Genomic DNA, 15,275 nt, shown 5'->3' on the forward strand with positions numbered 1-15,275 from the left:
ATTCTTTGCCCCCACCCTTCGATGATAACCTCCTGCACTCCATACTGTCGCGCATATTTCGCTCCCCAATAGCCATCAATGCCACTAGCTCGCATAAAATCTACTGCACTGTTCTGCATTGTCACTATGGGGGTAGCTGCCTTTAGTAATTCCAATACTGTATTTGTCTTGGCATCGTACATACCGAGATGTCCCAACCATCCAAGACCCGGAACTTTTAAATTACGGGCCATAACATCTCCAGAACTCTCCGCAAGAATGAGATCACGATATACCCACTCATCGGCCCGAGCTAAACCAACAGAGCAAAATACAACTACGGCACCTGTAATTAACTGAAATAATTTGCTTGATTCCTTCATATCACTCCAAAATAGCTATTTTTTCTCTAGGCTATTCGGATCTACGCCCAGATTGGTTGCCTATTAGAGCTGCCTGACGCGTTACTCCGTCACGGCTGCCGCCATCCAACTCCAGAGCAGCGCTAGAGGCCCTATAAAATCAACGGCTTGGGAAGTAAGGGTGGCACCTTGGAAAGTCAACGGCTCTGAATTTTGCCATCCTTATGCACAATATAGATGGCACGATAAGCGCGATTAAGTCTGATGGACATCTGCCCTTTGCGAGTCCCCTTAAGAGGTTCGTCATGGTACCGTGAAAGCTTTCGTACCTCAACCAAGCCCACCCGTTCAACAACCATTGCCCAGGCAATAAATCTATCGCGAATAAATTAGGGGACCTTAGCTAATGCTTTATCGACTCCCTTATTCCAGGTGACTTTGTAGTCCATTAAATTAAGAGCACTGCTTTCAGTAGTACTCTGTTAATGGCTCATTTAGCCAGTATTACTGGGGGTTTTGGGTATCAAGGACTCTTACGTTTAATACAGGAGCATCAACGCCCCTTCGCCCAAGAGGGCCCTGGAAGCACTGGATCATCGTTCTGAACAGCCCTTGAATCCTCTTTGACCTCAGTCATGTCCACCGAGCGAACAAGCTTAGATGCTCCGAATACCGGAAGCGCCTTCGCCGCACGATTCCATGACACGATACAGAGATTATCCTCTGCTCGGGTTACTGCCACATACAACAGATTCTGTCCCAGCTCGCTAGCAGGATAAGCTTGCGAAGAGGGATTCCAGAGCAAGACGGAGAAAAACTCAAGCCCCTTTACCTGCCGTACATCTGTTACCAAGATCCCCTCCTCAAAGGAAAACGAGTATGCGTCTCCTAGCCTTACACCTGCCCCAAAGGTTGGTCGTAACATCTGATATGCGAACTTTGCATCCTGAGGAGTAGCGCAGATAACGCAAACTATTCGATTCGGATATAGCTCCCCTGCTTTGGTCAACCACTTTAGAACACACCCGATCCCCTGCGCCTCATCTTGGCATTTAAACCAGATCGGGGTGCGTCCTGCTCGCCCAGACTTGACCACCTCACGCCGTTGCAGGTGGTCGGCTAGTCGCATAATAGGCAGGGTTGAGCGGTGGCTAACCTCCAGCGAGATATAGCGCGAGCTCTCACTATCGAAGTTCCAGTATCTGCGCAGCTCGTCCCAGCCAGGAAAGGCCCCGGTACGATCCAGATTCTGCGAAACATCACCCACTAAGGTGACATCCTTGTGATGCTTTACCGAACCTATCAAGGTAGCTAGTTCAACCGCTGATAGATCCTGTACCTCATCCACTACTATATGCCCGTAGCTACCAAGGGTAGCTTGCTCAGTAATGACTGCTCCGCGCAGCCGCTGAAATATCCTTAAGAGCAAAGCATCATCGTTCCAATCCAAGACCTCATCGTTGAAATTATTCACGGTGTTCTGATATGTATTCGTCACCATTTCAGGACGCAGAAGTCTTGTCGTGTCGAATGAGCAGACCATCTCAGAGTCAGATAAGATAGCAAGGAGCTTACTCCGTAAATCTGCAAAACGAATCGGCGCTGCGCCGAGAACCTCTCTTGTAACCGAAGCGTCGATAGCCTTGAGCAGCGCAATTGAGCGCTTAACTCGTGCAATCTCTAAGGGCGACTGCTCCAGCGCGCGCCCGAACGGAAACTCTCTACCAGGCTCAAGCGACCGAAAGGTGCGTCTGGCCCACTCGTGATACGTTCGCACCGCGACAGCTTTAATACCGGCAGAGGGCAGTGAGCTTTCAACATAGGCACGCAGAGCGGGGCTTAGCACTATCACGCAGGCCTCCTCTGGCTTGAGGGGCGAATTGTCGTGGTGTAAAAGCCATGCGAGTCTATGAATAGCGACGGTGGTTTTTCCAGATCCGGCGATGCCCTGAATTAGTATCGCTGTATCTGCATCCACCGTTATCGAGCGGAACTGCTCTGCTGTAATGAGTGATAATATCTCTGGTAGCTGTCCATCCCCTGTTCGTCCTTCCCGGCTGGAACCTGAGCTCGACTCCCAGCAGGCTTTGCTAGAGTTCCAACGGAAGGTGCCGTAGCGATTCTCAACTGAGCGCAGCTCCCCATTCTTTACCTCAACCCGATTACGTAGCAGGACGTTCCCATTACGCTCGCGCCCCAGGATCTCTTCGCAGTACTCCTCACCCTCTTTGTATTCGTAGTATAATTTAGAAATTGGAGCGCGCCTCCAATCGATAATGCGGCAATCAGTATTGGCAGAGAATCCGAGCTTGTATTCGATACGAATCTTTGAACCCGATTGCTGCTCCTCCTCTAGTTCGATCCGCGCAAAATAGGGATTATCAACCTGCTTATTAAGGGTCTCCACCTCTTCCCGTTTTGCGTCTTTAAGTCCGTGCGAAACAGCTTCATCGGAGGCTAGCAGCGCCTTATCCTCAAGACGCCGGGTCTCCATGATCTCTGATGTCAGAGCACGTGCCCTTTTATTTTCCAGGTACAGACGATCCTGCGCGCGCAAGATCTGCGCAGAGAGAGAATCGTGGACCCCACGAAAAACCCCCTCCTCGCTTACGATACTATCCTGCTCTTTGGATGAAATACTCATCGGGAGATGTGACCTATAAAACTACTCATGAGATATTTAGAGCGGCGCAGTATAGCATGTTTAAGCACTGTTGCCTCTAAATAAGGCTTAAAAAACTAACGTAGCTGGGTAAAAACAGGCTGAATTTTCGACTATGGAATCATGCCGCATCGCTTCGCTCGGCTGGAGCCGAGGGGGAAAGTCCCCTCCAGCGTCACGCTAATCTTGCCGCAGGCAAGCTGGTGTAGCCAAGAAACTGCCCACGCCTTGATTCGAACAAGGGACCTCAGAATTATGAGTTCTGCGCTCTAACCAGCTGAGCTACGTGGGCAAAAGGGTTATTTTGGAACGGCGAGCTTGCCTGACAGGGGTGAAAAATGCAAGTCCCTACAGACCTCTGCTATATCATCTAAGCACTCTATCCAACTCATTTTTTTGCTCTGTAAAGGCGCTCTATATGAGCTGCTCTGTTGCAATTTTTAACACCCATCCCATATTTAGTTGCATCTTAATCTCTATGTCAAAGGAAGAGACAATCGATGGAGCACGTGTTGCCGCCCAGATCCTGAGCTGCTTGCCTAGCGAGGATCGTGAGCAGCTGCTTGAATCTATTAAGATCACTAGCCCCTCCTCCGCCGCCAAGATTCAAGAGAACCTGTTTAACTTTGAACAGATAACTGAACTTAATGACCACACCGTTCAGAAATTATTGCGTGAAGTAGCGCACCGTGACGTCGTTATCTCACTTAAGAGCGCCCCCCAACCGGTACGCGCAAAGATCCTGCATAATATGTCGGAGTCCCGTCAGCGCCTGATCGAAGACGATTTTGAAAACCTCCCGCCGATGCGCTCATCAGATGTGCAGGCGGCCCAACAGCGCATCCTTAAGCGCTTAGATGAGCTCTACCCTGATACGATCAACACCCCAAGCCCAAAGCCATTCCTGCCTAGACTCGCCTAGCGAATTTTTCTTCCCTTCGGCGCTCTACTAGCAGGCCTACGGCTGCCCGTTAAATATCCGTGGCAACCCCTGCCAGCACTTGCGGTAGTCCGACTGCAACACGTCAAGTTGTGCAGCATATTTCGTCAGATGTTGCGGATAGCGGGTCTCAAACATAAACGCCATCGTATTCGAGAGCTTTCTAGCCTCCAACGGCTTGTTACTCGCCTTATCAAAGGCCACGGCGTCCGGGCCATGCGGCAACATACAGTTGTGCAGGCTTACACCACCCGGCAAAAAGCCGTCCGGCTTGGCCTCATACACCCCGTAAATAAGCCCCATAAACTCAGACATAATGTTCATATGGTACCAGGGTGGCCTAAAAGTATGCTCCGCCACCTCCCACCGTTCAGGGAAGATAACGAAATCAATGTTTGCGCTACCCTCCTCCCCCGACGGCGCTGTCAGTACGGAATAGATCGATGGATCCGGATGATCAAATAGTGTCGCCCCAACCGGCGCGAATGTTCTTAGGTCATACTTATACGGCGCGTAATTACCGTGCCACGCCACGACATCAAGTGGCGAGTGATCGATCTTTGTTTCAAAGAACTTTCCGCACCATTTAACAGTAACCGTACTTGCAGTAAGTTTATCCTCAAAAGCAGCAACGGGGGTTTTAAAGTCACGCGGATTCGCCAAACAGTTCGCCCCGATTGGCCCCCGATTAGGCAGGGTAAACTTTCCCCCGTAGTTCTCGCACATATATCCGCGCGCAGAAGTGCTGGACAATTCAACTCTAAACTTCATCCCACGCGGAATAATGCAGATCTCTCCAGGCGAGATATCGATCTTGCCAAGCTCTGTAAAGAAGCAGAGCGAGCCCTCCTGTGGCACTATTAGAAGCTCACCATCTGCGTTGTAAAAGTACTGATCCTGCATCGATGCGTTAACAAAGAAGAGGCTCGCCGCCATGCCGGTCTGAGTATTAACATCCCCCGCCGTAGTCATCGTGCGAATGCCGGAGATAAAGGTTGTTTTCTCAGTCGGCGCTAGAGGGGGACTCCAGCGCAGTTGGCCAAGTGCCAGGGTATGATCATCGAGACACGGGGCACTCCTCCAGAAAGGCAAGTCAACCCTAGAGAAAGCACCGGTATGAGTTACCGATGGCTGAATCCGGTACAACCACGAACGCTCATTAGCTCCACGTGGTGCCGTAAAAGGCGATCCTGAGAGCTGCTCTGCATAGAGACCGTAGGCGCACTTTTGTGGGGAGTTCTGCCCGTACGGTAGCGCCCCAGGCAACGCCTCCGTTTCAAAATCGTTGCCAAAGCCGGGCATATACCCCGGAATAATCGCGCTTTTAATAGTTGCTCCCATGCTTTTATCGCAACCTTCTCTTTAATCTTTTACGCTAATCTTCTACCGACCGATCACCTCATGCATCTTCGCTCCGATCTCATGTGGTGAGCGTACGGTGTGAATCCCCGCAGCCTCTAGCGCTTTAAACTTCGCCTCCGCCGTATCGTCACCACCACTAATGATCGCTCCAGCATGTCCCATACGGCGTCCTGGAGGTGCTGTGGCCCCAGCGATAAACGACACCACCGGCTTCTTCATGTTCTGCTTGACCCACTGCGCGGCCTCTACCTCAGCGCTACCTCCGATCTCTCCGATCATAACAACGGCGTCCGTATCTGGATCGTTATTAAAGAGGGTTAGACAGTCGATAAAGCTAGTGCCGTTAAGGGGATCTCCACCGATACCGATACAGGTCGATTGACCCATGCCGAGGTTTGAGAGCTGGTAAACGGCCTCATAGGTCAGGGTTCCGCTGCGTGATACAACACCGATACGTCCCGGCTTATGGATAAAGCCCGGCATAATACCGATCTTAGCTTGGCCGGGTGTGATAATACCGGGACAGTTTGGTCCGATCAGACGGCTCCGACGACCCTGCATATAAGTTGCTACCTTAAGCATGTCGAGCACCGGAATACCCTCGGTGATACAGATCACCAGATCAAGGTCCGCATCAACCGCCTCCATAATGGCGTCCGCCGCAAAAGGTGGCGGAACGTATATGATCGAAACGTTAGCCCCCGTCTCGCGCTTGGCCTGTTGTACGGTATCAAAGAGGGGAATCCCCTCAAAGTCCTGTCCACCCTTGCCAGGTGTTACTCCTGCTACCATCTGTGTGCCGTACTCGCGGCACGCCCTGGTGTGAAAAGCGCCGGTCTTTCCAGTAATGCCCTGCGTTACAACGCGTGTGTTCTTATCTACTAAAACGCTCATGCTATATTCCTTAACTTACTTCGCTAAAGCCACGATCTTTTTGGCGGCATCATCCATCGTATCTGCTGGCGTAATCGCCAGACCGGATTCAGCCAACATCTTGCGACCAAGATCAACGTTGGTTCCCTGCAGCCGTACGACTAGTGGCACCTTAAGCCCAACCTCCTTGGCTGCTTCGATAACGCCCGTGGCGATCACGTCGCACTTCATGATTCCACCAAAGATATTAACGAGAATGCCCTTCACCTTCGGATCAGAGAGTAGAATACGGAACGCCTCGGTTACGTTCTCTTTCGTTGCTCCGCCCCCTACATCCAAAAAGTTAGCCGGCTCGCCACCGAACGACTTAATGATATCCATGGTTGCCATAGCAAGTCCGGCGCCGTTTACAAGGCAGCCGATATTTCCATCTAGCCCTACGTAGTTAAGCCCAAATTTCTGTGCGCGGAGATCGCGTGGGTCCTGCTCATCGTAATCAAGCATGGCGTGGATCTCTGGCTGCCTAAAGGCGGCGTTATCCTCAAGTGCAACCTTCGCATCGAGCACAACGAATGTATTATCCTTTGTTAGCACCAATGGATTAACCTCTAGCAACCCAAGATCGCTCCCTACAAAGGATCTGTAGAGCCCCTTTACCACCTCACAGAACGACTTGCGCCCCTCAACTGGAATACCGAGAGCGATAGCGAGCGTTGCTGCCTGAAAGCTCTGCAATCCAACCTTAGGATCGATGCGCACATTTAGGATCTTCTCCGGTGTATTGTGCGCGACCTCCTCGATCTCCATCCCGCCCTCAGTTGAGGCGATAATAGAAACGCAGCGATTGGCGCGGTCCACTAGGATACTAAGGTAGTACTCCTTTGCGATATTACACCCAGCCTCTACGTAGACCTTACGCACAAGCTTGCCCTCTGCTCCGGTCTGCGGAGTAACGAGGGTCATGCCTAGGATCTTTTCTGCGTAAGCGCGGGCCTCCGAGGGGCTCTTAGCAACCTTAACCCCACCGGCCTTACCACGACCACCGGCGTGCACCTGCGCCTTTACAACACAGACACCACCACCTAGTAGATCGGCAGCTGCCTCCGCCTCACCCGGTGTGTAGCATAGATATCCATTCAGGACCGGAAGTCCAAATTTCTTCAGAACCTGTTTCGCTTGATACTCGTGGAGATTCATATCTTTACTCTCTATTTCCTAATTATCTAAAAATCGGTCGCCCAGCAGGTTCTCAGTGTCGATTATCACCCCGTCCGGGTTAATTAAGGTGTATAATTTAAAGGATGGCAAGCAGCGCCTTCACACGCTCTGCAGATTCATGCAGCGCTGTGCGCTCAGCCTCAGCCAGCTCTATCTCGACCACCTTTTCAATTCCCCCCCTACCGATAATTACCGGCACACCTATATAGAGATCCTTTAGACCGTACTCGCCGTTTAACTTTGCTGCGGCTGCCAACACCCGCCGTTGATCAAAGAGGTACGACTCCACCATTTGAATGGCAGAGGCTGCTGGTGAGTAAAATGCCGAGCCGTTTTTAAGAAGCGCAACAACCTCTCCACCAGCACCACGCACACGCTTCTCAATAGCATCGAGCCTATCAGCCTTAATCAGATTTCCAACAGGAACTCCGTTACAGGTAGTAAAGGAGCGCACCGGAACCATATCATCCCCATGCCCACCGAGCACGAAGGCTGATACCGACGCGACGGAAACGTTTAACTCGTCCGCAAGAAATGCCTGGTAACGGGCCGTATCGAGAACTCCAGCCATACCGACTACGCGATTAGCTGCAAATCCGGTCTCCTTTTGCATCAGGTAGACCATCGCATCGAGTGGGTTTGTAACCACAATAACAAAAGCCTCTGGAGCGTTCTCGCGAATACCCTTTGCAACGTTGCGCACGATCTCGGCGTTAGTCTTCACCAGATCATCACGACTCATTCCTGGTTTACGCGGCAGACCAGACGTAACGACACAAACATCTGCACCGGCGATATCTGCGATATTGTTTGTTCCAGTTATTTTAAAATCCAGTCCAAATACCGGCGCAAGGTGCGAGAGATCAAGCGCCTTACCCTGCGGCATTCCCTCAACAACGTCAAAGAGAACAACGTCGCCAAGATTTCGCATCCCGCACAACATGGCGAGCGTCCCGCCGATCTGTCCCGCCCCGATCAGCGCTATCTTTCTTCTTCGAATCGAACTACCTGTCATCTCGCTCTCCATTAGTCTTATCTATAGCCGCCCCAGTTTGCGCCCGTTGCGGCTCTCCGTAAAGCCCTTCAACGACCCCCAACTGTTGCAACACCTGATTTAAATCGATCTTTGATAGCCCCAGCTCAGCCGCGCCGCCACCTGAACGCCCCTGCCCCAGAGCAATAAAACGTGGATTGCCCTTGGCGAGCTGCTTTGCCACCTCAAGCCGCAACATGGCCTGGCCCCCCTGGCCCGAGAGCGCCGCGATCTGTTGTCGTAATCCCTCAACCTCAGCGTTACCCTCAGCCGTAACGGCCTTGGCTTCATTACTACGCGCCGTAAAGTAGCTGTCTCCCTGATAGGCTGACTGCTCCTTGTAGCCCTTAGCCTCTGCGATGCGAGCATTAAATGCGCTCTCGGCCTCTGCAAACTCCTTCTGCTTCTTTGCTCTAACGGTTTCGATACGGGTGCGCTCGCCCTGAATATCCTGCTCCATCTCCTGAATCTCGCGCAGACGGTCCTGATAACTTGTATCCTCCTTGCCATCTGGCAGGAGTCGCACGAAGCGGTATTGCTTTAAGTTGATAGCCTCAACTTCGATACCGAGGGGCCCAAGTCGCAGCTCGGCAGCTTTGAGCGCCGCATCAACGGTCTCGTTACGCTTTTTATCGTCACGAAACTCGACGGTCCTCAGGCGGTTCATGCAGGTACGGATCTCTGAGCGTACCACAGAGATAACAAGCAGGCGCACATCGCTCTGATCTGTAGCGACCTCCTGTACAAGCTTTGTGAGCGCCTCTGGATCAGGCTTAATACGGTAACGAACGGTCAACTTAAGGGCCGCTTCATTGCCGTCACGGGCGCGGGTATACACATCCTCGTCTTGAACGAGCTGCATAGATCCGCCGCCATTCGCCATACCGCGCCCCCAACTTAGGTACTGCGGTGCAGTGTCAAAGCGATAGATCTTCTCCCAGGGCAGCACCACCACCGTCTGAAGGGGGAGCGCGATACTGCCCGGCCCTCCAACTCCACCACCCAGAAAGGTCGGCAGGGTACGAAAACGCACGCCGTACTCGGTTGTTCCCATGTGCTGCAAGCCGGTATCACACGCACTGAGCGTTGCTAATATAAATGTTAGGATCGATACGGATATCTTACGGCTGCGCATCGTTATTCCCATCCTTCTCAAGTTTAGCAGGGTTTGCGCCCGACAACTTTTTTACCCAACCATCAAAATCATAGGGGTCGACGTTGGCCACAACACCCCCCTTAAGCGATGCCAGGCTCTGCGCTAACTGGAGCGCCACATAAACATCACTCCCGACCTTTGAGAGCACCTCGTTACGCATTCGATCGTTAGTGGCTTTGGCCTTTGCAATTAGCAACGTACCTTGCGCAATTTTTTCACGCCGGTAGAGATCTCCCTCCGAGCGAATTTTTTCTGCCTCGCTAATTCCCTGTTTATCAAGGTTCTGAATCGCTACGACTCCGTTCGTTTCAACCTTATTTACGTCGCGCTGCGCTTCTGCAAATTCGCCCCCTACCTTATTATATGCTGACTCTAGCTCCTGGAGGTTCTTTTTGAAGATGGCCTGATCGATCTCAGCACGGTAGGTGTAGCGACGCAATAATACGGCGTCGATCCGGACACCGAGGGGCGCCAGACGCTCACGTAGCTGTTGCTCTGTGTAAACCATACGGGCATCACGTGTCTTAGGGTCGTAGAACTCAACGGTGGATAACGCACTTAACGCACGCTTAAGCTCATTCTCTGCAACCTGCGAAATGTATCTGCCCCACTGCGCCTCGGTAGCTCCCACCTGATTAATTAGCTCAGCAGCCCCACCATGAGAGAGACCAGCTGTCTTGCCAGCCTTTGAAAAGAAGCGGTAGAGCACCGCAGCATCGATATCGACCGTGGTTCCATCAACCGTTGGGATATCTAGCGAGCCGAAGCTATTCTGATTGGCACGGGTATCGCGATCAAAGTCGAGGATCTTAATACTTTGCGGCACCTGATAGATCGTAGAGTAGCCTGGAATAGTCCAGTGAAAGCCGGGGTCGAGGGGCTGAGTTCCCAAACCCTGCCCTGGACCAAAAGCTACCTTTCTAACTCCTACGTATCCTATAGGAACTACCGTGCCGAAGATAAAGGCCACCCCCCCGAGCGCCACGGCCAGGATCAGGATAAGAAAAAGCAGGGATGTTAGAGCTCTTCCGCTCTCGAGATGGTGAGACTTCATATCACCAACATAATATCCGGTACCACGACTTTCGGCTACTCACAAAGCGTTGCAAGAAGCCTAGCGCCTACAACACCCCGTTCAATCCCTCTGCGAGCTTTATGAACGGCTTAGGATTCTTCGGGCGCCCATTATGGAGCACCTCATAGTGCAGGTGCGGCCCAGTTGAGCGCCCAGAGGAGCCTGAAAGTGCTATACGTTGACCACGGTCAACCTCCTGCCCAACCTTAACCATGGCCTTAGTAAGATGGGCGTAGCGGGTCACAATATCCTGCGTGTGCTGAACATCTATCACCCACCCGTAGTTACGGTGATACAGAACGCTTTTAACAACTCCGGCACCGGTTGCAACAACAGCTCCCCCCCTACTGAGGGAGATATCTATCCCCTCGTGAAACGAAGATTGATGCGAAAATGGTGAGGTACGGTATCCAAATCCAGAGCTTAATCGACCCACCACTGGGGAGCCGATCGGCAGGGCCTCCATCGCTAGGAGATAAAAATCGAGAGAACGAAGCAATGCCTGCTCATCATCCTGCAGCCGCTCTCTCTTGATTGGGGACCTTTCTGAACGAGAATTCCTAGGCACGACTAGCATCGCCGGAGAGAGCATCGCCCGCGCGCTATCATTATCTACAGATAATGAGATCTCCTTCTTACGGGCGGCCGTCGCCCTCCTGCTACTCCTCAGATGCGGGGAATTAAGTAGCGCCCTTAGCGAGCTCTCAACAGCATCGACTGCAGGCTGAGAACCGCCCCGTTTATTATTCACAGCTACCTGCTTCCCTGTATCTCCCTGCTGAGGGTTATTGGGAGACGCCCCGTTAAGAAGGCTAAGCGCCGTTGAATCTTCCAGAACCTTATGTAGATCTTTAAGCTTGGCTTTAACGCTCTCTTGATACTCGACCTTACGCACGTACTCCCGTTGCAGGGTCGCCATCTTCTGTTCAAGGCGCTGATTGGTTACGCTAAGCTCGTCCCGCTCTCCGGTTAATCGGTACACCAGGTAAACGTCGTTAGCTTGCTGAATAAGATTGGTAATAAAGGTGCCCGCCATAAAGGTGGCGACACCAGCCGTGATTCCGAAACTCACCCCACCGATTAAAGCTAGACGCACCGGTACCTTTACCGACGCCACACCGTAGCGTAGGCAGCGTGCTAATAGGATCTTAAATGAGTCTCTCTTTTGAGCGTTATTCATCGATTACTATATAATAGCCGAGTACAGGCCGCTAACGGACAGACGCTACGTGATTGACCAATTTGGGTCAAATTTTAGAGGGTGATAACTACCTGTTATGACAGCTTCAGCTAGATCCGATCAGCTCCCTCGCCGAGGCTCTCGAAGCCTCTGTTATCTTGTAACCAGCTAACATCCTTGCGATCTCGTCCACCTTCTCTAGATCCGTAAGTTGGCGCACTACTGTGACGGCGCGCTCCCCAACCTCCTTGTTTACCAGGAAGTGTCGGTCAGAGAGGGAGGCCACCTGCGGCAGGTGGGTAATACAGACGACCTGCGAACGAATTGAGATCTCTTTAAGCATCTGTCCAACCGAGCGCGCCACCCCTCCGGATATGCCGGTATCAACCTCGTCGAAGATGAGCACGTTTACTCCGGAGCGCTCACGCAGGATCTTCTTAAGAACGAGCATGACCCGCGAGAGCTCTCCCCCTGAGGCGATATGGGAGAGGGTCGCGTGCGGCTCCCCTTTGTTGGTTGAGATCAGCAGCTCAACCTTATCGAGTCCACTAGCGGTTGGCCCTATCTCAGAGAAACGCACATCAAGTGAGGCGTCCCGCATATTGAGCTCTGCTAAGTCCTGCCCAACCGAGCTACATAGCAGCAGAGCCCCCTTGCTCCGTAATGCGCGCAGCTCCTGCCCTACCTTAAGCACCTGCTCAAGCAACATAGCCACCTCGCGCTCAATCTCTCGGTACCTCTCGCCACCCGATATTGCGTCGAGCTCCTGCTCTGACTCCCTCTTAAGCGCCAGAAGCCCCGCATCATCCACACGGTACTTGCGTTCAATGCGCGCCAGATCTGAGAGCTCCTCGCGCAGCTTCTCAAGGCTCGATGAATCGAGATCAAGGGCCTGCACAAAGCGACCGATCGATAGCTCGCTACGCACAAGTGCCGTTCGCGCCGCATCAAACTCAGTCAAGATGTTAGAGGCCCCTGGATCAAGCCGCACCAGTTCATGCATAGCTCCTGAGAGCTCCTTCATGCGCAGGCTTAACCCCTCTTCGCCTGAAAGGAGCTCAAGAGTTCGCTGCCCTACGTTAATTAACCGCTCAGCGTTGCCGATCCGTTTTATCTCGCCCTCTAGCTCAAGACGCCTTCCGACCTTAAGCTTTGTGAGCCCTCCGATCTCAGAAACTATAGACTCAAGCTCCTCGCGCCTAGCCACACCCTTAGAGTGCGCCTCTTGCAGCTTTAAAAGCTCAGTGCGCTTTTCAAACCAACTGCGATAGGCGGCCTTCATTCTCTCTGCCGTGCTACCCACTTCGCAGAAGCCGTCGAGCAGCTCTAGATGATAACGTGCATCGAGCAACTTTGTATGGTGATGCTGGCTACAGATATTAACTAACTTGCGAACGATCTCCTCTAGTAACGAGACCGTGCCCAATCTGCCGTTGATGAGCACCTTTCCCCGACCATCCCTGGGCAGGGTGCGCGATACCACCAGCTCATCATGCTCGCCTACGATCTCGGGCAACTCACTGCGTACGATCTCCGGAATCTGGCTAAGGTCAAAGAGTGCCTGAACCTCAAGCTGCTCGGCACCACTACGGATTAGCGTAGGTGAGCCCTTCCCCCCTAGAATAAATTCAAGCGCATGCAGCAGGATCGATTTGCCCGCTCCCGTCTCGCCGCTAATTACATTAAAGCCTGCGTGGAACGAGAGCGATTGTCGCTCAATAATAGCAAAGTTGGTGATAGTCAATTCCGATAACATGCAACTATTCACCCTAGTATAAACTTGTCGGTGTTTAAATAGAAATCGATCTTGCGATCGGTCCTAAAGACTCACCTTTCTTGACGTCCCCTGATCGGGGACGCTTATTTTAGGGGTGAATAGTCATTGTTTTCACCCCCGATTTGCTCCGCAAACTCGCCCCTTGATAGGGGCTAATATTCACCCTAGTATAAACTTGTCGGTGTTTAAAAAGAAATCGATCTTGCGATCGGTCCTAAAGACTCACCTTTCTTGACGTCCCCTAATCGGGGACGCTTATTTTAGGGGTGAATAGTCATTGTTTTCACCCCCGATTTGCTCCGCAAATCGACCCCTGAGGGGTTTGTTTTACCCCGGTCGATTAGGAACGCCCCAATTAAGCTTAGTGCGTAGGATATCAAAGTAGCTCTTTTCACGGGAAACTACGAACTTTACCGTCTGTTTGGCCTGTGAGACCTTAATTATATCGCCTGTAACGAGCCTTTCTGAGAGCTGTCCATCAACCGTAACAAGCATCTCATCATCAAAACGTGGCAACTCTATCTTTACCGTCGCTGTTCCTGGCAGAATAAGTGGCCGGTTCGTAAGGGAGTGCGGACAGATCGGGGTTACCAAGATAACGCTCAACGCAGGGTGCGCGATTGAGCCCCCAGCTGCCAGTGAGTAGGCGGTTGATCCGGTTGGTGTTGCAACAATAATTCCATCAGCTCTGATACGAGCAACATCGTGCCCATTAACGGCTAAATCAAGCTCCGGCAGCCGTGAACGGGCCCCCTTTTGCACAACTACATCGTTGACCGCGCGTGATTCAAACACGATCGAACCCTTGCGTTCAACCTGCACCTCAAGCAGAACCCGCTCAGCACACTTAACCTCGCCTGTTAAAACGCTCTCAAGCACGGGGAAGATCTCATCGGGACGAACCTCTGTTAAAAACCCAAGGTTTCCGAAGTTTACACCGATAAAGACGGGCGAGGCCCCCTCTACATGACGCGCAATTCCGATCAGAGTTCCATCTCCAGCCAGAGTAATGATCGGATCTGCGCGCTCGACCATCTCCTTACTTGAAACACCACCGTCTGGAAACTTAAGTGACTTGGCGGTGTGCGGACAAACATCGAGCGCCAGGTTACGGGCTTGGCACCAGGCAACCACCTCGCGAGCTACGGCGAGCACCCTATTACTACCTGGCCTAATAACGAGTCCGATTCGATTAATCATTGCCACTTTCCTCGATCTGATACCGCAACACTGGCGGGCTCAACTTTTATATTCTTAAGAACTGTTTGCATTCGCTCCTCAGCCACCTGACGCGAGCGATATTCATGCCCCGCCATAGCGGCCGCAACCTTTCCGGGTCCAGAGACCACCCGATCGTAGCTCTCTGACCAAACCTTACCATCCTTTTCAGGTAGAACCGAAGAAACCGTGATCGGCTCATACCCACTTAAGGAGAGAGCCGCATTACCGATCAGATAGATCGCATAGGGTGGAAAAATAACAACCGCCCCAACGTTAAGCACAGTATCACCGAGCCCCGGCCCATAGGCGAAGTTCTGGCCCACCTCATTTAGCACCTTTTTGGCCTCCTTGGGTGGAATCTCTTTGCCGATAATCGAAAATTCATCGTTCTCAGTTTTAGGGCGCTCCTTTAGCATGCCGCAGCCGCTCATCAGCAG

The 15,275-nt window shown here is 52.1% G+C and carries 13 protein-coding genes and 1 tRNA gene; 1 reads left to right on the plus strand and 13 read right to left on the minus strand.

Features of this window, described 5'->3' with window-relative positions; genetic code table 11:
- From NTV65_11515 to NTV65_11525, 3 genes are all read right to left on the minus strand, one after another.
- Window positions 1-362, minus strand: a 362-nt coding sequence (locus tag NTV65_11515) for a hypothetical protein (protein ID MCX6115824.1), incomplete at its 3' end; no start/stop codon positions are given.
- A gap of 532 nt (window positions 363-894) precedes the next feature.
- Window positions 895-2,985, minus strand: a complete 2,091-nt coding sequence (locus NTV65_11520; protein ID MCX6115825.1) for an AAA family ATPase — start codon at window positions 2,983-2,985, stop codon at window positions 895-897.
- A gap of 236 nt (window positions 2,986-3,221) precedes the next feature.
- Window positions 3,222-3,295 (minus strand) — tRNA-Met (locus tag NTV65_11525).
- Between the two features lie 186 nt (window positions 3,296-3,481).
- Between NTV65_11525 and NTV65_11530 the strand changes: the two genes are divergently transcribed.
- Window positions 3,482-3,925 (plus strand): hypothetical protein, encoded by a 444-nt coding sequence (locus NTV65_11530; protein ID MCX6115826.1) that lies wholly within the window; start codon window positions 3,482-3,484, stop codon window positions 3,923-3,925.
- A 36-nt stretch (window positions 3,926-3,961) separates the two neighbouring features.
- On the opposite strand, the gene hmgA is transcribed toward NTV65_11530, so the two are convergent.
- From hmgA to NTV65_11580, 10 genes are all read right to left on the minus strand, one after another.
- On the minus strand, window positions 3,962-5,284 hold the full coding sequence (gene hmgA / locus NTV65_11535; protein ID MCX6115827.1) for a homogentisate 1,2-dioxygenase: 1,323 nt from the start codon (window positions 5,282-5,284) through the stop codon (window positions 3,962-3,964).
- Between the two features lie 42 nt (window positions 5,285-5,326).
- Window positions 5,327-6,199: a succinate--CoA ligase subunit alpha gene (gene sucD / locus NTV65_11540; protein ID MCX6115828.1), complete on the minus strand. Its 873-nt coding sequence runs from the start codon at window positions 6,197-6,199 to the stop codon at window positions 5,327-5,329.
- A 15-nt stretch (window positions 6,200-6,214) separates the two neighbouring features.
- A complete protein-coding gene (sucC, locus tag NTV65_11545) occupies window positions 6,215-7,375 on the minus strand; it encodes an ADP-forming succinate--CoA ligase subunit beta (GenBank protein ID MCX6115829.1) in 1,161 nt (386 codons plus the stop codon).
- Between the two features lie 97 nt (window positions 7,376-7,472).
- On the minus strand, window positions 7,473-8,396 hold the full coding sequence (gene mdh / locus NTV65_11550; GenBank protein ID MCX6115830.1) for a malate dehydrogenase: 924 nt from the start codon (window positions 8,394-8,396) through the stop codon (window positions 7,473-7,475).
- A 4-nt stretch (window positions 8,397-8,400) separates the two neighbouring features.
- Complete coding sequence (locus NTV65_11555) at window positions 8,401-9,564, minus strand: SPFH domain-containing protein (GenBank protein MCX6115831.1); 1,164 nt, start codon at window positions 9,562-9,564, stop codon at window positions 8,401-8,403.
- Window positions 9,551-10,639, minus strand: a complete 1,089-nt coding sequence (locus tag NTV65_11560) for an SPFH domain-containing protein (protein ID MCX6115832.1) — start codon at window positions 10,637-10,639, stop codon at window positions 9,551-9,553. Before NTV65_11560 ends, NTV65_11555 begins: the two co-directional genes overlap by 14 nt.
- A gap of 67 nt (window positions 10,640-10,706) precedes the next feature.
- Window positions 10,707-11,126 carry a M23 family metallopeptidase gene (locus tag NTV65_11565; protein MCX6115833.1) on the minus strand — a complete coding sequence of 140 codons (420 nt, stop codon included), beginning with the start codon at window positions 11,124-11,126 and terminating at the stop codon, window positions 10,707-10,709.
- 820 nt (window positions 11,127-11,946) lie between these two features.
- A complete protein-coding gene (recN, locus tag NTV65_11570) occupies window positions 11,947-13,596 on the minus strand; it encodes a DNA repair protein RecN (protein MCX6115834.1) in 1,650 nt (549 codons plus the stop codon).
- Between the two features lie 348 nt (window positions 13,597-13,944).
- Window positions 13,945-14,817, minus strand: coding sequence for an NAD(+)/NADH kinase (locus tag NTV65_11575; protein ID MCX6115835.1), 873 nt, complete (start codon window positions 14,815-14,817; stop codon window positions 13,945-13,947).
- Window positions 14,814-15,275: hypothetical protein (locus tag NTV65_11580; protein MCX6115836.1), on the minus strand; the 462-nt coding region annotated here is incomplete at its 5' end. The genes NTV65_11575 and NTV65_11580, both read right to left, overlap by 4 nt.

The organism is Pseudomonadota bacterium, assembly GCA_026390555.1.
Taxonomy (GTDB): domain Bacteria; phylum Bdellovibrionota_C; class UBA2361; order UBA2361; family OMII01; genus OMII01.